Origin of the sequence: Salmonella sp. NW645, assembly GCF_051703725.1 — a bacterium.
GTDB classification, from domain to species: domain Bacteria; phylum Pseudomonadota; class Gammaproteobacteria; order Enterobacterales; family Enterobacteriaceae; genus Salmonella; species Salmonella enterica.
In genome coordinates this window covers 1-18,051 of the sequence record NZ_JAMMKR010000012.1, presented here as the reverse complement: position 1 = coordinate 18,051, position 18,051 = coordinate 1, and the positions used below count along the sequence as shown (strand labels likewise).

16 protein-coding genes, 1 tRNA gene and 3 pseudogenes are annotated in these 18,051 nt (G+C 53.4%); 5 read left to right on the top strand and 15 right to left on the bottom strand.

Annotated features, from left to right (window positions below):
- Positions 1 to 40: 40 nt before the first annotated feature.
- On the top strand, positions 41 to 1,522 hold the full coding sequence (gene gppA / locus NA389_RS20335; RefSeq protein ID WP_001089453.1) for a guanosine-5'-triphosphate,3'-diphosphate diphosphatase: 1,482 nt from the start codon (positions 41 to 43) through the stop codon (positions 1,520 to 1,522).
- Between the two features lie 39 nt (positions 1,523 to 1,561).
- Here the strand turns inward: gppA and rep are convergent, their stop codons facing one another.
- The 3 genes and pseudogenes from rep to NA389_RS20320 all read right to left on the bottom strand — a co-directional run.
- Complete coding sequence (gene rep / locus NA389_RS20330; RefSeq protein ID WP_001238842.1) at positions 1,562 to 3,586, bottom strand: DNA helicase Rep; 2,025 nt, start codon at positions 3,584 to 3,586, stop codon at positions 1,562 to 1,564.
- Positions 3,587 to 3,685: 99 nt separating this feature from the next.
- A pseudogene (locus NA389_RS20325) lies at positions 3,686 to 3,810 on the bottom strand (nicotinamide riboside transporter PnuC); the annotation flags it as partial.
- Positions 3,762 to 3,917 (bottom strand): annotated as a pseudogene (locus NA389_RS20320) (Crp/Fnr family transcriptional regulator); the annotation flags it as partial. The pseudogenes NA389_RS20325 and NA389_RS20320, both read right to left, overlap by 49 nt.
- Before the next feature lie 193 nt (positions 3,918 to 4,110).
- Between NA389_RS20320 and ppiC the strand changes: the two are divergent.
- A complete protein-coding gene (gene ppiC / locus NA389_RS20315) occupies positions 4,111 to 4,392 on the top strand; it encodes a peptidylprolyl isomerase PpiC (protein ID WP_001096806.1) in 282 nt (93 codons plus the stop codon).
- 91 nt (positions 4,393 to 4,483) lie between these two features.
- Here ppiC and ilvC read toward each other — a convergent pair whose 3' ends face one another.
- Complete coding sequence (gene ilvC, locus NA389_RS20310; RefSeq protein WP_000024943.1) at positions 4,484 to 5,959, bottom strand: ketol-acid reductoisomerase; 1,476 nt, start codon at positions 5,957 to 5,959, stop codon at positions 4,484 to 4,486.
- A gap of 164 nt (positions 5,960 to 6,123) precedes the next feature.
- On the opposite strand from ilvC, the gene ilvY reads away from it, so the two are divergent.
- Entirely contained in the window at positions 6,124 to 7,011 is an 888-nt protein-coding gene (gene ilvY / locus NA389_RS20305) for an HTH-type transcriptional activator IlvY (protein WP_000365798.1), read from the top strand.
- A gap of 2 nt (positions 7,012 to 7,013) precedes the next feature.
- Here the strand turns inward: ilvY and NA389_RS20300 are convergent, their stop codons facing one another.
- The 9 genes and pseudogenes from NA389_RS20300 to ilvL form a co-directional block, all read right to left on the bottom strand.
- Positions 7,014 to 7,355 carry a helix-turn-helix domain-containing protein gene (locus tag NA389_RS20300; RefSeq protein WP_000560831.1) on the bottom strand — a complete coding sequence of 114 codons (342 nt, stop codon included), beginning with the start codon at positions 7,353 to 7,355 and terminating at the stop codon, positions 7,014 to 7,016.
- Positions 7,352 to 7,668 (bottom strand): annotated as a pseudogene (locus NA389_RS20295) (type II toxin-antitoxin system RelE/ParE family toxin). Before NA389_RS20295 ends, NA389_RS20300 begins: the two are co-directional and overlap by 4 nt.
- A gap of 281 nt (positions 7,669 to 7,949) precedes the next feature.
- A complete protein-coding gene (ilvA, locus tag NA389_RS20290) occupies positions 7,950 to 9,494 on the bottom strand; it encodes a threonine ammonia-lyase, biosynthetic (protein ID WP_001524959.1) in 1,545 nt (514 codons plus the stop codon).
- A 2-nt stretch (positions 9,495 to 9,496) separates the two neighbouring features.
- The gene (ilvD, locus tag NA389_RS20285; protein WP_001127447.1) at positions 9,497 to 11,347 is read right to left on the bottom strand and encodes a dihydroxy-acid dehydratase; all 1,851 of its coding nucleotides are present in this window, start codon (positions 11,345 to 11,347) and stop codon (positions 9,497 to 9,499) included.
- A gap of 160 nt (positions 11,348 to 11,507) precedes the next feature.
- Positions 11,508 to 12,437 carry a branched-chain-amino-acid transaminase gene (ilvE, locus tag NA389_RS20280; RefSeq protein ID WP_000208528.1) on the bottom strand — a complete coding sequence of 310 codons (930 nt, stop codon included), beginning with the start codon at positions 12,435 to 12,437 and terminating at the stop codon, positions 11,508 to 11,510.
- 17 nt (positions 12,438 to 12,454) lie between these two features.
- The gene (gene ilvM / locus NA389_RS20275; protein ID WP_000983260.1) at positions 12,455 to 12,718 is read right to left on the bottom strand and encodes an acetolactate synthase 2 small subunit; all 264 of its coding nucleotides are present in this window, start codon (positions 12,716 to 12,718) and stop codon (positions 12,455 to 12,457) included.
- On the bottom strand, positions 12,715 to 14,361 hold the full coding sequence (ilvG, locus tag NA389_RS20270; RefSeq protein WP_001012563.1) for an acetolactate synthase 2 catalytic subunit: 1,647 nt from the start codon (positions 14,359 to 14,361) through the stop codon (positions 12,715 to 12,717). The genes ilvM and ilvG overlap by 4 nt, the downstream gene beginning before the upstream one ends.
- Before the next feature lie 2 nt (positions 14,362 to 14,363).
- Positions 14,364 to 14,414, bottom strand: a complete 51-nt coding sequence (ilvX, locus tag NA389_RS20265; RefSeq protein WP_192930503.1) for a peptide IlvX — start codon at positions 14,412 to 14,414, stop codon at positions 14,364 to 14,366.
- 86 nt (positions 14,415 to 14,500) lie between these two features.
- The gene (gene ilvL, locus NA389_RS20260) at positions 14,501 to 14,599 is read right to left on the bottom strand and encodes an ilv operon leader peptide (RefSeq protein ID WP_001311244.1); all 99 of its coding nucleotides are present in this window, start codon (positions 14,597 to 14,599) and stop codon (positions 14,501 to 14,503) included.
- A 351-nt stretch (positions 14,600 to 14,950) separates the two neighbouring features.
- Between ilvL and NA389_RS20255 the strand changes: the two genes are divergently transcribed.
- Positions 14,951 to 16,471, top strand: coding sequence for a YifB family Mg chelatase-like AAA ATPase (locus NA389_RS20255; protein WP_000050218.1), 1,521 nt, complete (start codon positions 14,951 to 14,953; stop codon positions 16,469 to 16,471).
- A gap of 24 nt (positions 16,472 to 16,495) precedes the next feature.
- Here NA389_RS20255 and maoP read toward each other — a convergent pair whose 3' ends face one another.
- Positions 16,496 to 16,834 carry a macrodomain Ori organization protein MaoP gene (gene maoP / locus NA389_RS20250; protein ID WP_000840996.1) on the bottom strand — a complete coding sequence of 113 codons (339 nt, stop codon included), beginning with the start codon at positions 16,832 to 16,834 and terminating at the stop codon, positions 16,496 to 16,498.
- Between the two features lie 106 nt (positions 16,835 to 16,940).
- Here maoP and hdfR point away from each other — a divergent pair, with 106 nt between their 5' ends.
- A complete protein-coding gene (gene hdfR, locus NA389_RS20245; RefSeq protein WP_001541181.1) occupies positions 16,941 to 17,789 on the top strand; it encodes an HTH-type transcriptional regulator HdfR in 849 nt (282 codons plus the stop codon).
- A gap of 102 nt (positions 17,790 to 17,891) precedes the next feature.
- On the opposite strand, the gene NA389_RS20240 is transcribed toward hdfR, so the two are convergent.
- Positions 17,892 to 17,967: transfer RNA gene (locus tag NA389_RS20240), tRNA-Trp, on the bottom strand.
- Positions 17,968 to 18,051: the final 84 nt, after the last annotated feature.

The window sequence follows — 18,051 nt, the reverse complement described above, 5'->3', positions numbered from 1 at the left end:
GTACGCAGCCAACACGGATACAGGTTGAAGGATGAAGTGTATGAATTCCACCTCGTTGTATGCCGCTATTGATCTCGGTTCCAATAGTTTTCATATGCTGGTCGTGCGCGAGGCGGCGGGAAGCATCCAGACGCTGACCCGAATAAAACGCAAGGTGCGTCTGGCCGCGGGTCTGAACAACGACAACTACCTTTCAGCCGAAGCGATGGAACGCGGCTGGCAATGTCTGCGCCTGTTTGCTGAACGTTTGCAGGATATCCCGCAGCCGCAAATCCGCGTGGTTGCCACCGCAACATTGCGTCTCGCCGTCAATGCGGGTGAATTTATCGCGAAAGCGCAGACTATCCTTGGTTGTCCGGTGCAGGTTATCAGCGGCGAAGAAGAGGCGCGGCTGATTTATCAGGGGGTCGCTCATACCACCGGCGGCGCAGATCAGCGGCTGGTGGTGGATATCGGCGGCGCCAGCACTGAACTGGTTACCGGCACTGGCGCGCAAACCACGTCGCTGTTTAGCCTGTCGATGGGCTGCGTAACGTGGCTTGAACGCTATTTTAGCGATCGTAATCTGGCGCAAGAAAACTTTGATGATGCGGAGAAGGCCGCGCGCGATGTACTGCGTCCGGTCGCCGATGAACTGCGTTTTCATGGCTGGAAGGTCTGCGTGGGTGCCTCCGGCACCGTACAGGCATTGCAGGAAATCATGATGGCGCAGGGGATGGACGAGCGCATTACGCTCGCCAAACTGCAGCAGCTAAAACAACGCGCGATACAGTGCGGGCGTCTGGAAGAGCTGGAAATCGAGGGCCTGACGCTGGAGCGCGCGCTGGTTTTCCCAAGCGGGCTGGCTATTCTGATCGCGATATTTACCGAGCTGAACATCCAGAGCATGACGCTGGCAGGCGGCGCGTTACGCGAAGGGCTGGTGTATGGGATGTTGCATCTGGCGGTAGATCAGGATATCCGCAGCCGCACGCTGCGAAACATTCAGCGTCGGTTTATCGTCGATACCGATCAGGCGAACCGCGTAGCGAAGCTGGCAGATAACTTCCTCAAACAGGTAGAAAATGCCTGGCATATTGAGCCTATCAGTCGTGAACTGTTGCTTAGCGCTTGCCAGTTGCATGAGATCGGTCTGAGCGTTGATTTTAAACAGGCGCCCTATCATGCCGCCTATTTAGTACGCCATTTGGATCTGCCTGGCTATACGCCCGCGCAGAAAAAGTTGCTCGCCACCCTCTTACTGAATCAGACCAATCCGGTCGATCTCTCTTCGCTTCATCAGCAAAACGCGGTACCGCCCCGTGTTGCGGAACAGCTATGCCGTTTGCTGCGCCTGGCGATTCTTTTTGCCGGTCGCCGTCGTGACGATCTGGTACCAGAAATTACGCTACAGGCGCTAAATGAAAATCTGACGTTAACCTTGCCTGGCGACTGGCTGGCGCATCACCCGCTGGGTAAAGAGTTGATTGATCAGGAAAGCCAGTGGCAAAGCTATGTACACTGGCCGCTGGACGTTCGCTAACCGTAGTCTGATTGCCGGATGGCGCTTCGCTTATCCGGCCTACGATTTCGCTCGCTTTGCCGCCATCATGGCTTTCAGATTAGCCAGGTGACTTTGCCCTTTTTGCATTCGCTCCTCAGCGCTTACCACTTTGCGCTCCTGCTCCCAGATTAAATCATCCTGCGGCAGTTCTAACAGGAAGCGACTGGGTTCCGGGCGCACCAGTTCCCCATACTGACGGCGCTCTTTACATAATGTAAAGGTGAGCTCTTTCTGCGCGCGAGTGATCCCGACATAGGCCAGCCGACGCTCTTCCTCAATGTTATCTTCGTCAATGCTGCTTTGATGCGGCAAAAATCCTTCTTCCATTCCCACCATATAGACATACGGGAACTCCAGTCCTTTCGATGCATGAAGCGTCATCAACTGTACCTGATCCAGCTCTTCTTCGCTCTCGCCACGCTCCATCATATCGCGCAGCGTAAAGCGTGTAACCACCTGGGTGAGCGTCATCGGCTCATCGAGTTCGTTGCCTTCCAGCATCTCAGTCATCCAGCTAAAGAGCTGGTTAACGTTTTTCATACGCATTTCCGCCGCTTTGGGGCTCGGCGAGGTTTCGTACAACCAGGATTCATAGTCAATACCGTGGATGAGATCGCGCACGGCGGCGACAGGCTCGCGTTCGGCCAGACGCTGGATTTCCCCCAGCCAGTGGGTAAAACGCGTCAATGAATCGTAACCACGTCCGGTCAGCTTTTGGCTAAGTCCCATATCAAAGCTGGCGGTAAACAGGCTTTTATTACGCGTCATTGCCCATTCACCCAGCTTTTGCAGCGTGGCCGGACCGATTTCGCGTTTTGGCGTATTCACGATGCGCAGGAAAGCGCTGTCATCATCCGGGTTGGTCAACACCCGCAGATAGGCCAGCAAGTCTTTAATCTCCGGACGGGAGAAAAATGAGGTGCCGCCGGAAATTTTGTACGGAATACGGTTCTGCATGAGGAATTTTTCAAATACCCGCGACTGATGATTCCCGCGATACAGAATGGCGTAATCCTTGTACTGGGTCTTGTTAACAAAGTGATGGGCAATCAGTTCGCCGGTAACGCGCTCAGCTTCATGCTCTTCATTGTTTGCGCTTAACACTTTGAGTTCCGCGCCGTAACCGAGCTCGGAAAAGAGGCGCTTTTCAAAGACGTGCGGATTGTTGGCGATGAGAATATTCGCCGCTTTCAGGATGCGGCCCGAAGAACGATAGTTTTGCTCCAGTTTAATCACCTGCAGCGCCGGAAAGTCCTGGCTCAGTAACACCAGGTTTTGCGGACGCGCCCCGCGCCAGGAGTAGATAGACTGATCGTCATCGCCTACGACCGTAAAGCGCGCGCGTTGCCCGACCAGCAGCTTAACCAACTCATACTGGCTGGTGTTAGTATCCTGATATTCATCCACCAGCAGATAACGAATTTTATTCTGCCAGCGCTCGCGCACCTCGTCATTGCGTTGCAGCAGCAGCGTCGGCAGCAAAATCAAATCATCAAAATCGAGAACGTTACATGCCTTCATATGGGCGTCGTAAAGCCCGTAGCAGTGGGCAAAAATACGATCGCGTTCACCTTTCGCCCCCGCCGCTGCCTGTGCAGGCGTTTTGAGATCGTTTTTCCAGTTGGAGATCGTGGAGATCAGCTGTTGCAACAGAACCTTGTCGTCTTCGATCAGGCCTTCGGTCAGCTCTTTGAGCAAGGCGACCTGGTCGGTATCGTCAAACAATGAAAAGTTCGATTTCATCCCCAGCGCAGCGTACTCGCGCTTAATAATATCCAGCCCTAGCGTATGAAAGGTGGAGATCATCAAACCGCGCGCTTCCTTACGGCCGAGCGTCTGCCCGACGCGTTCTTTCATCTCACGCGCGGCCTTGTTGGTAAACGTCACCGCCGCAATATGCCGGGCCTGATAGCCGCATCCGCGGATCAGGTGGGCGATTTTATTGGTAATTACGCGAGTTTTACCAGAACCCGCTCCTGCCAGCACCAGGCAGGGTCCGGTGACGAATTCGACAGCGTGTTGTTGGCCGGGATTTAAACGCATGGGAATAGTGCTCAATCTTCGAACGGGGGAGGGATTGTAGCAGAAAGCGAGGCCCAGAGAAGACCAGGCTGCTTTTTCAGGCAGCCTGGAAAAGGTCAATCAGCAGGCTCTGGCGGCAAGCGGCGTATAGCCATTACGCTGTGCGCTCTTGATCCAACTGTAAGAACCCCCGTCAGCAGAACATACTCAAGCGACATCGCATAAACGCCCTGTACTGCATGATTTCCAACGGGCAGTATTTGAGTAATTCATAGAGCACTGGGTCGCGTACAACCTGGCGTAGCCCTAAAAGCCAGTCGTCTGGAAATTCTGCGTTTTTCATTATGTTCATGGTATCTCGCCCCTTGTCAGAAAGGACAGGACCGCCGTCCCGCGCATCCGAAATACGCCCGCTAAAAATGCCGCTTATCTCCCGGTTCATTAAATCAGGCGGGACATCTGTCCTGTAATGGCGAAGAGTATATGTCTGACGGCCTAAGGAGTGATAAAGTGACGGCCAATCTTTGCGACGTGAGAACTCAATAATGGCAAAAATGGCAGCAGCACTGCATATTCTTGTAAAAGAAGAGAAACTGGCTTTAGATCTTCTGGAGCAAATTAAAAACGGCGGCGATTTTGAGAAGCTGGCGAAGAAGCATTCTATCTGCCCATCCGGTAAAAAAGGCGGTCATTTAGGCGAATTTCGTCAGGGCCAGATGGTTCCGGCATTCGATAAAGTAGTATTTTCCTGCCCGGTACTGGAGCCAACCGGCCCGCTGCATACCCAGTTCGGTTACCACATCATTAAAGTATTGTATCGCAAATAAAAAGCCGGGTAGCGGCTACGCCTTACCCGGCCTACATCGTCTGCTTGATTTTGTAGGTCGGGTAAGCGCTAGCGCCACCCGACAAGGTATATCAACCCGCTACCGCAATACGCTTCATATCCGTCATATAGCCGCGCAGTTTCTTACCTACCTGCTCAATCGCATGACTACGAATCGCATCGTTCACGTCGCGAAGCTGTGCGTTGTCTACCGCGCCTTCCGGGATAGCACTACCCAGATCGCCCGGTTGCAATTCCGCCATAAACGGTTTCAGCAGCGGTACGCAAGCGTAAGAGAACAGGTAGTTACCGTATTCTGCGGTATCGGAGATAACCACGTTCATTTCGTACAGACGCTTACGGGCGATGGTGTTGGCGATCAGCGGCAGTTCGTGCAGTGATTCGTAGTAAGCGGACTCTTCGATGATGCCGGAATCGACCATGGTTTCGAACGCCAGCTCAACGCCCGCTTTCACCATCGCAATCATCAGCACGCCTTTATCGAAGTACTCCTGCTCGCCGATTTTACCTTCAAACTGCGGTGCGGTTTCGAACGCGGTTTTGCCGGTCTCTTCACGCCAGGTCAGCAGTTTCTTATCGTCGTTAGCCCAGTCAGCCATCATGCCGGAAGAGAATTCGCCGGAGATGATGTCATCCATGTGTTTCTGGAACAGCGGTGCCATGATCTCTTTCAATTGCTCGGACAGCGCGTAAGCACGCAGTTTCGCCGGGTTAGACAGACGGTCCATCATCAGAGTGATGCCGCCCTGCTTCAGCGCTTCGGTGATGGTTTCCCAGCCGAACTGAATCAGTTTTTCGGCGTATGCCGGGTCGGTGCCTTCTGCCACCAGCTTGTCGAAGCACAGCAGAGAACCGGCCTGCAGCATACCGCACAGAATAGTCTGCTCGCCCATCAGGTCAGATTTCACTTCCGCAACGAAAGAAGATTCCAGTACGCCCGCACGGTGACCGCCGGTGGCTGCCGCCCAGGCTTTAGCAATCGCCATGCCTTCGCCTTTCGGGTCGTTTTCCGGGTGAACGGCGATCAGCGTCGGCACGCCGAAACCACGTTTGTATTCTTCACGCACTTCGGTACCCGGGCATTTCGGCGCTACCATCACCACGGTGATGTCTTTACGGATCTGCTCGCCCACTTCCACGATGTTGAAGCCGTGTGAATAGCCCAGCGCCGCGCCGTCTTTCATCAGCGGCTGTACGGAGCGCACCACGTCGGAGTGCTGTTTGTCTGGCGTCAGGTTAACCACCAGGTCAGCCTGCGGGATCAGCTCTTCGTAGGTACCCACTTTGAAGCCGTTTTCGGTCGCTTTACGCCAGGAAGCACGCTTCTCAGCAATGGCTTCTTTACGCAGGGCGTAGGAAATATCCAGACCGGAGTCACGCATGTTCAGGCCCTGGTTCAGCCCCTGAGCGCCACAGCCGACGATGACCACTTTTTTACCCTGCAGGTAGCTCGCGCCATCGGCGAATTCGTCGCGGCCCATAAAGCGACATTTACCCAGCTGCGCCAGCTGCTGGCGCAGATTCAGTGTATTAAAGTAGTTAGCCATGATGGTGTACTCCGTGATGTTGTGTTGTCGCGCTTATTGTTCGGTTTACAGATTGCTATCTGTGCGAATGAACCCACATTACAACAGGAAATTTATTGCGGAAATTGATATATTCACAACGTTATGTTGCGGTTTATGCAACGTCAAAAACCGGAGGTCTGTCTGTGGATTTACGCGATCTAAAAACCTTCCTGCATCTGGCGGAAAGCCGCCACTTTGGCCGCAGCGCGCGGGCGATGCACGTCAGCCCCTCCACGCTCTCCCGGCAGATTCAGCGGCTGGAAGAAGATCTCGGCCAGCCGCTGTTTGTGCGCGATAACCGCACGGTCACGCTGACCGAAGCGGGTGAAGAGCTGCGAGTGTTTGCCCAACAGACACTTTTGCAATATCAGCAGTTGCGCCATACCCTCGATCAGCAGGGGCCATCCCTTTCCGGCGAACTCCATATCTTCTGTTCAGTGACCGCGGCATACAGTCATCTGCCGCCGATCCTCGACCGTTTTCGCGCCGAACACCCTTCTGTTGAAATCAAATTGACGACCGGAGATGCTGCCGATGCGATGGAAAAGGTGGTAACGGGAGAAGCGGACCTGGCAATCGCCGGCAAACCAGAAACGCTGCCTGGCGCAGTGGCGTTTTCGATGCTGGAGAATCTGGCGGTGGTGCTGATCGCCCCGGCGCTGCCCTGCCCGGTGCGTAATCAGGTTTCGGTTGATAAGCCCGACTGGTCGACGGTGCCGTTTATCATGGCCGATCAGGGGCCGGTACGCCGCCGCATTGAGCTGTGGTTTCGCCGCCATAAAATCAGCAATCCGCAGATTTACGCCACCGTCGGCGGTCATGAAGCGATGGTTTCAATGGTGGCGCTGGGCTGCGGCGTGGCGCTGCTGCCGGAAGTGGTGCTGGAAAACAGCCCGGAACCGGTGCGCAACCGGGTGATGATTTTAGAACGTAGTGATGAAAAAACGCCGTTTGAGCTTGGCGTCTGCGCGCAAAAAAAGCGGCTGCATGAGCCGCTAATTGATGCGTTCTGGAAGATTTTACCGAATTAGTTTTACGGCCCTACCATTACCCGAACAGGCTTCCCAATACGGCTAAGCATATTCACCAGAGCATCAATGGTGAATTTGCTGCATTTCTTGTTGACGACATCAGAAACGCGCGGTCGGGATATATGCAAAACTGTAGCAACCTCGGCTTGCTTCATCTGGTTTCGCGTAATCCAGAGGGTAATTTCTTCCATGAGCTGTTCTTTAATGGCTAACGTGTTTTCGATTTCACTTAGGGAATCAATGTAAAACTTTTCTGCGTCCTGCTTATGAACCCCCAAATCAGCAAAAACATTACCGCCAGATGGCGTCACATGGCGAATATCACTATCAGTTTTGGCAATCACAAGCTGTTTCTCCGTTGTTGTACCACCCGGTTATAACGCGTTCTGGCGATGTTTTTATCGTGCTGCTGGTTTGTTGCGTCTGTTTTTGGAAACTATGCAAAACGTAGAGTGCTTCTTCAAACTTAGCGACATACATAACGCGATAGATACCATTGTTGTCACGAATCCGAATTTCATTTACCCCAGCCCCAATTTCTGAAAACGGTTTCCAGTCATCGGGTTCAATTCCATACTGAATTTTGTGAAGCTGATAACCGACTGCTTTACGTACCGTTATGGGAAAAGCCAGGAGATCCTCCAGAGAAGATCCCACCCATCGAATTTCTTTTTCATTGGAGAGAGCTCGGGTGAGTAACATAACACCCTTGTGTATAAAATTTTATACATTGCTTTTAACAGGTGCAAATGATGGCGGTGCTAACGATATGGTGAGCCGAGTTTCACCACAAGCAGATTGAGCGCCTTCTGGAAAACGTCTCGCAAAATTAAATGAGTGGATGCTCCGGGCTGGCAGAAAAGCCCAATAACTGAGGGAAGACATATCTGGATATCAGGCCCACTTTACTTTGTGGGCCTGAAAAACTAAACGCTGAATTAACCCGCCAGAAAGAACCGGAACGCCGGGTTATTGCTCTCATCATGGCATTCATAGCCCAGCTCATGCAGCCGGGTTTCGAAATCCGGCTCATGATCGCCTAACTCGAACGCCGCCAGCACGCGGCCATAATCGGTACCGTGGCTGCGGTAATGGAATAACGAAATATTCCAGTGCGTGCCAAGCGTATGCAGGAATTTGAGCAACGCGCCGGGCGACTCCGGAAATTCGAAACTATACAAACGCTCCTGTAATGGCTTGGAGGGGCGTCCGCCGACCATATAGCGCACATGCAGCTTCGCCATTTCATCGTCGGAGAGATCCACTACGCTATAACCGCCGTCGCACAGTTGGGTGATAATCTCTTTTCGCTCCTCCAGCCCCTGACTGACGCGGACGCCGACAAAAATACAGGCATTTTTCGCGTCGGCAAAACGGTAGTTAAATTCGGTGACCATACGCCCGCCAAGCAACTGGCAGAATTTGAGGAAGCTCCCTTTTTCTTCCGGAATGGTCACCGCCAGTAGCGCTTCGCGCTGTTCCCCCAGCTCGCAGCGTTCAGACACATAGCGCAAGCCGTGGAAGTTGACGTTGGCGCCGGAAAGGACGTGCGCCAGGCGTTCGCCGCGAATATTGTGCTGGGCGATATATTTTTTCATCCCCGCCAGCGCCAGCGCGCCGGACGGTTCCGCCACCGCACGCACATCTTCAAACAGATCTTTCATCGCCGCGCAGATAGCGTCGCTATCCACGGTGACAATATCATCAAGGTATTCCTGACACAGCCGGAAGGTTTCGTCGCCGATGCGTTTTACCGCCACGCCTTCAGCAAACAACCCAACGCGCGGGAGATCCACTGGATGACCGGCTTCCAACGCCGCTTTCAGGCAGGCGGAATCCTCCGCTTCGACGGCAATCACTTTGATTTGCGGCATCAATTGTTTGATCAGTACCGCTACGCCCGCCGCCAGGCCGCCACCACCAACCGGCACAAAGACACGATCGAGATGCGAATCCTGCTGAAGCAGCTCCAGCGCCAGCGTGCCCTGCCCGGCGATCACCATTGGGTGATCAAACGGCGGCACCCAGGTAAAACCCTGCTGCTGCGCCAGTTCAATAGCTTTCGCTTTCGCTTCATCAAAATTAGCGCCGTGCAACAGCACTTCGCCGCCAAAACCGCGTACCGCATCGACTTTAATATCCGCCGTTGCTTTTGGCATGACGATCAGAGACTTCACGCCAAGCCGTGCGGAGGAGAACGCCACGCCCTGTGCATGGTTCCCCGCCGACGCGGTAATCACGCCGTGGGCTTTTTGTTCTTCGGTCAATCCGGCCATCATCGCGTAAGCGCCGCGCAGCTTAAAGCTATGTACCGGCTGCCGGTCTTCGCGTTTGACGAGAATAACGTTGTCCAGACGTGACGAGAGCTTTTCCATTTTTTGCAGCGGCGTCACCTGCGCCGCTTCGTATACTGGCGCGCGTAGCACCGCGCGCAGATACTCCGCCCCTTCCGGCGCGACTGACAGAGGTTGAGATTCCGCCATCATCAACCTCCCAATTTCGATTTATCGCGCACCGCGCCTTTATCGGCGCTGGTCGCCAGGCTGGCGTAGGCACGCAGGGCAAACGAAACCTGACGCTGACGATTTTTCGGCGTCCAGGCTTTATCGCCGCGAGCTTCCTGCGCCTCGCGGCGTGCGGCGATTTCAGCCTCGCTCAACTGCAACTGAATGCTGCGGTTCGGGATATCAATCGCAATAGTGTCGCCATCTTCAATCAGCGCAATAGTGCCGCCGCTGGCCGCTTCCGGCGAAACGTGGCCGATGGAAAGACCCGAAGTACCGCCGGAGAATCGCCCATCGGTGATGAGCGCGCAGGCTTTGCCCAGCCCCATCGACTTCAGGAAACTGGTCGGATAGAGCATTTCCTGCATTCCCGGCCCGCCTTTCGGCCCTTCGTAGCGGATCACGACTACATCGCCTTCCACTACTTTGCCGCCGAGAATCGCCTCTACCGCGTCGTCCTGGCTTTCGTAAACTTTCGCCGGGCCGGTGAATTTAAGGATGCTGTCATCGACGCCCGCGGTTTTAACGATGCAGCCGTTTTCGGCGAAGTTGCCATACAGCACCGCCAGACCGCCGTCTTTGCTATAGGCATATTCCAGCGAGCGGATGCAACCCGCTGCGCGGTCGTCATCCAGCGAATCCCAGCGACAATCCTGCGAGAATGCCTGGGTAGTACGGATACCGGCAGGGCCAGCACGGAACATTTTTTTAACCGCTTCGTCCTGCGTAACCGTGATGTCGTACTGTTCCAGCGTTTGTGGCAGCGTCAGGCCTAATACGTTTTTCACGTTGCGGTTCAGCAGCCCGGCGCGATCCAGCTCGCCTAAAATACCCAGCACACCGCCGGCACGGTGAACGTCTTCCATATGGTATTTCTGGGTACTTGGCGCCACTTTACACAACTGCGGCACCTTGCGGGACAGCTTGTCGATATCACTCATGGTGAAGTCGATTTCCGCTTCCTGCGCCGCCGCCAGTAGATGCAGAACGGTATTGGTCGAACCGCCCATCGCAATATCCAGCGTCATGGCGTTTTCAAACGCGGCTTTGCTGGCGATGTTACGCGGCAGTGCACTTTCGTCGTTTTGCTCGTAGTAACGTTTAGTCAGTTCAACAATCCGCTTACCGGCATTGAGGAACAACTGCTTCCGGTCAGCATGGGTCGCCAGCAGCGAACCGTTGCCCGGCTGCGACAGGCCCAGCGCTTCGGTCAGGCAATTCATGGAGTTAGCGGTAAACATGCCGGAGCAGGAGCCGCAGGTTGGACAGGCGGAGCGCTCCACCTGGTTACTTTGATCGTCAGAGACTTTCGGGTCCGCTCCCTGAATCATGGCATCAACCAGATCGAGCTTGATGATCTGATCGGACAGTTTGGTTTTCCCGGCTTCCATCGGTCCGCCGGAAACAAAGATCACCGGAATATTCAGGCGCAGCGAGGCCATGAGCATCCCTGGGGTGATTTTGTCGCAGTTGGAGATACACACCATCGCGTCAGCGCAGTGAGCGTTCACCATGTACTCCACGGAGTCGGCGATCAGCTCGCGCGACGGCAGTGAATAGAGCATACCCCCGTGCCCCATGGCGATCCCGTCATCCACGGCAATAGTGTTGAACTCTTTCGCCACACCGCCGGAAGCTTCAATCTGTTCGGCGACCAGCTTACCGAGATTGCGCAGATGAACGTGACCCGGCACAAACTGAGTGAATGAGTTCACCACGGCGATAATCGGTTTGCCAAAATCACTGTCGGTCATTCCGGTGGCGCGCCACAGCGCGCGGGCACCCGCCATATTACGACCATGGGTGGTGGTGGCGGAACGGTACTTAGGCATGCTTTATTTACTCCCCATCTTTTCCCTTCATACTTCACGCCACAGGTGCGTTGGCTGCCTCACTCACCCCAGTCACTTACTACAGTAAGCTCCTGGGGATTCGCTGCGTTGCCGCCTTCCTGTGACGCAAATTATTTTGGGAAAATATTAATTTTATTTATTATGAATTTACCGGATCCAACCAGCCCCATTTATCCTCGGTTTCTCCAGTGAAGAGACCAAAGAAGGCTTGTTGAATACGCTTGGTAACAGGGCCGCAACGGCCTTCACCTACCTGGATACCATCAACGCTGCGTACCGGAGTAATTTCTGCCGCGGTTCCGGACATAAACACTTCGTCGGCCAGATACAGCGATTCACGGGACAGCACCTGCTCGCGCACTTCAATACCCAGCTCTTTCGCCAGTTTGATGATCGCGTCGCGAGTAATGCCTGGCAGCGCGGAAGAGGTAAACGGCGGAGTAAACAGCACGCCATCTTTTACCTCAAACAGGTTTTCGCCTGCGCCTTCGGAGATATAGCCGTTTACATCCAGGGCGATGCCTTCCTGATAGCCGTGGCGGCGCGCTTCGCTACCCACCAGCAGTGAGGAAAGATAGTTACCGCCCGCTTTCGCAGCGGTTGGAATGGTGTTCGGCGCAGCGCGATTCCAGGAAGAAACCATCGCATCGATCCCCTGATCCAGCGCTTCGGCGCCCAGGTATGCCCCCCACGGGAACGCGGCGATGATGACGTCAGTGGTGTATCCCGGGGGCGGGTTAACGCCCATACCGACATCGCCGACAAATACCAACGGACGGATATAGGCGCTGGTCAGATTATTTTTACGAATTACGTCGCGGCAGGCTTCCATCAGCTCATCAATGCTCTGGGAAACCGGAAAACGATAAATTTTTGCTGAGTCGCGCAGGCGCTGCATATGTTCACGATGACGAAACACTACCGGGCCTTTGTGAGAGTCGTAGCACCGAATCCCTTCAAATACCGACGTACCGTAGTGCAGCGCGTGAGACATTACGTGAACCTTCGCGTCTTCCCAGCGCACCATCTCGCCATTGAACCAAATGTAATCAGCTTTTTTCGTCGTCATTTTTCTTCCTTTTGCGCTCAGGCGCGGATTTGTTGTGATGTGGCAGCGCTCTGGCAGATTGCGACATGCGCAACATCTACCAGTTTACTTAACTGACTAAACAGTAAGTCGACCGACCGGGGACTGGCAACGGTCAATTCAATATTTATATTCTGCGCATCGGTCGCGGCTTCCATATTCATGGAGCACACCTGAAAACCACGATGGCGCACCACGCGTAAAACACGTTCTAAGGTTTCTGGATTAAAGCGTGCCGATACATTGACCTGATGTTGCATCATGATAATTTCTCCAGCATTTCAGAGTTACTGGCGCCAGGCGGCACCAACGGCCAGACATTTTCAAGTTCGTCGATTGAGACGTGAAGCAGGTACGGCCCTTCGCTTGCCAACATCGTGTCGAGTGCCGCTTCAACCTGGTCTTTACGAGTAATGTGCTGGCCTGGAATGCCGAAGGCGCTGGCCAGCATGAGGAAATCGGGGTTATCGGTCAGGGTGGTTTCGCTATATCGCTCCTGGAAAAACAGTTGCTGCCATTGTCGAACCATCCCTAACCGCTGGTTGTCGAGTAAGACTATCTTCAACGGTAACTGCTTGCGTTTTACGGTGCCCAACTCCTGAACATTCATCATGAAGGAGCCGTCACCGGAGATACAGATAACAGTATCATTCGGTCGCGCTACCTGCGCGCCAACGGCCGCCGGTAAGCCGAATCCCATCGTCCCCAGACCGCTGGAAGTGATGAAGTTCTCCGGGCGGGTGTAAGTCATATGCTGGGCTGACCACATCTGATGCTGCCCAACATCCGTCGTCACCACACTGTCTGCGGGTTTGCGTTCCGACAATTGCTTCAACAACAACGGCGCATAGATAGTCTCGCCAGGATGGTCATAGCGCCAGGCGTGTTCTGCGCGCAGCTCTGCACAGGACTGACGCCATGCGTCGATCTTCAGCGGTTGCTGTAATGCCAGCAACAGCGAATTTAAATCGCCCTGCAACGCGACGTGTGCCTGACGCAGTTTGTTCATTTCCGCCGGGTCGATATCCATATGGATTACGCTGGCGTTCGGCGCAAACGTATTCAGCTTACCGGTCACCCGGTCATCAAAACGTGCACCAACGGCGATCAGTAAATCACACTCTTGCACCGCGAAATTAGCCGCTTTAGTACCGTGCATTCCCAGCATGCCCAGATAGTACGGATAATCAGCTTCAACAGCCCCCAGCCCTTTCAGCGTGCAGGTAACTGGCATTTGCGTTACCGCGATAAATTTACGCAGCGCCGGAACCGCCTGCGCCATACCAACACCACCGCCGACGTACAGCATGGGTTTTTTCGCCTGTTCCAGCATCTGGCGCGCCTGTTCCACATCAGCCTGCGGGAAAGTCGCTTCGTTATCAACGGTAGTAAACCAGGGTTCCAGCTCACCGCTGGCCAACTGGATATCTTTCGGGATATCCACCAGAACCGGGCCAGGACGGCCAGCGTTGGCGACTTCAAAAGCCTCTGCCATGATACGAGGCAGCTCTGCCAGCGACTGCACCAGGAAGCTGTGTTTGGTACAGGCCAGCGACAGGCCTAACACATCCACCTCCTGGAACGCATCAGTGCCGATGAACGGGGCGGAAACCTGACCCGTGATCGCGACGACGGGGACCGAATCTAACAACGCATCCGCCAGGCCAGTGATCAGGTTAGTGGCGCCAGGGCCGGAAGTGGCGATACAAACACCGGTTTTGCCGGTAGAACGGGCATAACCGATTGCCGCCATTGCCGCACCCTGTTCGTGTCGGCACAACAAATGCTCCACACCACCGTCATACAACGCGTCGTAAACCGGCATAATTGCTCCGCCAGGATAACCAAATACGGTTTTCACCCCCTGCGCTCGCAAAGCATGTACCACCCACTGTGCCCCGTTCATAGTTACATCCCCGTCGTAAATCTTGAGAAACAGAATTTTATGCTGTTATTCACGTTCTGCTCCTCGCTTAAGTTTTTCAGGCCAAAAAAAACCCCCGGACCTTTCGGTGCGGGGGTCTTAGTTCGTTAAGGCTTGATTTCTAAGCCTTTCCTCGTCCAAGTGCAGCCCCGCACGGTGGGATAATAATCACCACCACGCTAATCACGACCAGGCTAATCACTCGTAGAAGGGCTGTCATTTTTGTCTATTCTTGCATCTTGTTCGAAGGAATACCTAAAGAGTTACCATAGGTTTTGCCAATAGCACAAGATATTTTTTTAACCACGTTTCAGATAATGCAGGTGAATGCCTAAAAGTGCTTTGTTTTTTATAAGAAAAATTAGCAACTGAAAAATTTTCACGTTTTCCTCCCCCTTTTGGCGCGCTTTACACCCTGTTTTCCTTCTTTTCGCTTCTGCGAGCGTTCTTCTAGTTTGATGTTTCTTACCTGAAAATGACGCCAAAATTCAGGAAGCAGCCGCTAAAAAACAAAAAGTCAGTAATTCGATTTTCTCTTCTATCCCGCATAATCCACGTAACAGGAGGGATTATGTCACTGGCGATTGTTCATACTCGCGCCGCACTTGGCGTCAATGCGCCGCCTATCACTATAGAGGTGCATATCAGTAATGGATTACCGGGATTAACCATGGTTGGCCTACCGGAAACCACGGTAAAAGAGGCGCGTGACCGGGTACGTAGTGCGATTATTAATAGCGGATATGAATTTCCGGCTAAAAAAATAACCATTAACCTTGCTCCAGCCGATCTACCGAAAGAGGGCGGAAGGTATGACCTGCCTATTGCTGTTGCGCTTCTGGCCGCGTCTGAGCAGCTTACAGCGTCGAATCTTGAGGCATATGAGCTGGTGGGTGAGTTAGCGCTTACAGGCGCATTACGCGGCGTTCCTGGCGCAATATCAAGTGCAACGGAAGCCATCAGGGCCGGCAGAAATATTATCGTCGCAACAGAGAACGCGGCGGAGGTTGGGCTTATCAGCAAAGAAGGATGTTTTATCGCCGATCATCTACAAACCGTCTGCGCCTTTCTGGAAGGGAAACACGCCCTGGAAAGACCTTTAGCTCAGGATATGGCATCGTCTACCGCAACTGCCGATCTTCGCGATGTGATCGGTCAGGAGCAGGGTAAACGCGGCCTGGAGATTACAGCGGCAGGGGGACATAATCTGCTATTGATCGGCCCGCCGGGTACGGGTAAAACCATGCTGGCCAGTCGACTGAGCGGGATTCTTCCACCATTAAGCAATGAAGAGGCGTTGGAAAGCGCCGCGATCCTCAGTCTGGTTAATGCCGATACGGTACAAAAACGATGGCAGCAACGTCCCTTTCGCTCACCTCATCATAGCGCCTCACTTACTGCTATGGTCGGCGGCGGCGCAATACCCGCCCCGGGAGAGATATCGCTGGCGCACAACGGAATTTTGTTCCTTGATGAATTGCCTGAATTTGAACGACGCACACTGGATGCGCTACGTGAACCTATAGAATCCGGTCAAATTCATTTATCCCGTACCAGAGCGAAAATAACGTACCCTGCCAGGTTCCAGTTAATCGCCGCAATGAATCCCAGCCCGACCGGACATTATCAGGGAAACCATAATCGCTGCACGCCAGAACAGACACTACGTTACCTTAATCGGTTGTCAGGCCCGTTTCTTGATCGTTTTGACCTTTCGCTTGAGATACCGCTTCCACCGCCCGGGATTCTTAGCCAACACGCCTCAAAGGGTGAGAGCAGCGCTACGGTAAAAAAGCGGGTCATCGCCGCCCATGAACGGCAGTACCGACGGCAGAAGAAGTTAAACGCGCGTCTGGAGGGTCGCGAAATCCAAAAATATTGTATTTTGCATCACGATGACGCCCGCTGGCTTGAAGACACGCTGGTGCATCTTGGATTATCCATTCGCGCCTGGCAGCGTTTACTAAAAGTGGCCAGAACCATTGCCGACATAGAACTGGCTGACCAGATCTCGCGTCAGCATTTGCAGGAGGCGGTAAGCTATCGGGCGATAGACAGATTGTTAATTCATTTGCAAAAGCTGTTGGCGTAAAAAAAGGGCATTACGCCCTTTTTATTAATCATCAGCTTCGGTGTAGTCTTCTGCGCCTTCAACTTGCGGCTTGCCGCCAGACAAGGTGTGGAAGCGTTTTGGACGCTTGATACGCGTCATATACTTGGACCAGACGCGTTCTGCATCCGTTACCGGCTCGCGTTCGCCGCGACATACCGCTACAAACAGCTTCTCTTCTTCAGTCACAGGCTCACGCTTGCCAAGATCCAGATCATTAAAGGCATGACCATGACGCTCAAGCAGTTGTGCCTCTTTAATCGTGAAATCACCGTGACGAGAGAATCCACGTGGATAATGTTTATTGTCAAAATATCGATTAGTCGTCGTAAAGCTTTCCGCCATCCTGCACGCTCCTAATTCTTTGTCTGAGCTATTTATGGCGCGGAGTATTAGTTACGCTTGACAGAGTGTAAAACAAAACATTTAAATCATAACGACAAATAATTTTGTGGAGAGCACAGTGGATACGGAATTGTTAAAAACTTTCCTGGAAGTTAGCCGGACACGCCATTTCGGGCGGGCCGCAGAAGCACTTTACCTGACGCAATCCGCGGTGAGCTTTCGTATCAGGCAACTGGAGAATCAACTGGGCGTAAACCTTTTTACGCGGCACAGAAACAATATCCGTTTAACCACGGCTGGCGAAAAACTTTTACCGTATGCGGAAACGCTGATGAATACGTGGCAGGCGGCACGTAAAGAGGTGGCGCATACCTCACGCCATAACGAGTTTTCCATCGGCGCCAGCGCGTCTTTATGGGAGTGTATGCTTAACGCCTGGCTGGGGCGACTGTACCAACTACAGGAGCCGCAAAGCGGCCTGCAATTCGAAGCCAGAATCGCTCAACGGCAATCGCTTGTGAAGCAACTTCATGAACGCCAGCTTGATCTCCTCATTACTACCGAAGCGCCCAAAATGGATGAGTTCAGCAGTCAGCTGTTAGGGCACTTCACTTTGGCGTTATATTGCAGCAGCCCTGCCCGTAAGAAATCAGAACTCAATTATCTGCGGCTGGAGTGGGGCCCAGACTTCCAACAGCATGAAACCGGGTTGATCGCAGCAGATGAAGTGCCGGTATTAACAACCAGCTCAGCCGAACTCGCCCGACAGCAGCTTAGCGCATTAAATGGCTGTAGCTGGCTTCCTGTAAACTGGGCAAATGAAAAGGGCGGATTACATACCGTTGCCGACAGCGCAACGCTTTCACGGCCGCTATACGCCATTTGGCTGCAAAACAGCGATAAATACTCGCTGATCTGCGATCTGTTAAAAACGGATGTGCTGGATGAACAATGAAAATGATGAAAAGAAAAAGAAGGGAACTTACGATTACCTGATCAGATAATCAGGTAATTTCAGGCAAAAAAAAAATCCTTAGCAGATGCTAAGGATTATTTCTGGCAGGGGCGGAGAGACTCGAACTCCCAACACCCGGTTTTGGAGACCGGTGCTCTACCAATTGAACTACGCCCCTAATTAGGGTGGCGGAACGGACGGGACTCGAACCCGCGACCCCCTGCGTGACAGGCAGGTATTCTAACCAACTGAACTACCGCTC

Coding starts and splice junctions, on each gene's coding strand:
- rep (WP_001238842.1), bottom strand. CDS start 3,586: ATGCGTTTAAATCCCGGCCAACAACACGCTGTCGAATTCGTCACCGGA.
- ilvD (WP_001127447.1), bottom strand. CDS start 11,347: ATGCCTAAGTACCGTTCCGCCACCACCACCCATGGTCGTAATATGGCG.
- ilvC (WP_000024943.1), bottom strand. CDS start 5,959: ATGGCTAACTACTTTAATACACTGAATCTGCGCCAGCAGCTGGCGCAG.
- ilvE (WP_000208528.1), bottom strand. CDS start 12,437: ATGACGACGAAAAAAGCTGATTACATTTGGTTCAATGGCGAGATGGTG.
- ilvL (WP_001311244.1), bottom strand. CDS start 14,599: ATGACAGCCCTTCTACGAGTGATTAGCCTGGTCGTGATTAGCGTGGTG.
- gppA (WP_001089453.1), top strand. CDS start 41: ATGAATTCCACCTCGTTGTATGCCGCTATTGATCTCGGTTCCAATAGT.
- ilvM (WP_000983260.1), bottom strand. CDS start 12,718: ATGATGCAACATCAGGTCAATGTATCGGCACGCTTTAATCCAGAAACC.
- ilvG (WP_001012563.1), bottom strand. CDS start 14,361: ATGAACGGGGCACAGTGGGTGGTACATGCTTTGCGAGCGCAGGGGGTG.
- NA389_RS20255 (WP_000050218.1), top strand. CDS start 14,951: ATGTCACTGGCGATTGTTCATACTCGCGCCGCACTTGGCGTCAATGCG.
- maoP (WP_000840996.1), bottom strand. CDS start 16,834: ATGGCGGAAAGCTTTACGACGACTAATCGATATTTTGACAATAAACAT.
- ilvA (WP_001524959.1), bottom strand. CDS start 9,494: ATGGCGGAATCTCAACCTCTGTCAGTCGCGCCGGAAGGGGCGGAGTAT.
- ppiC (WP_001096806.1), top strand. CDS start 4,111: ATGGCAAAAATGGCAGCAGCACTGCATATTCTTGTAAAAGAAGAGAAA.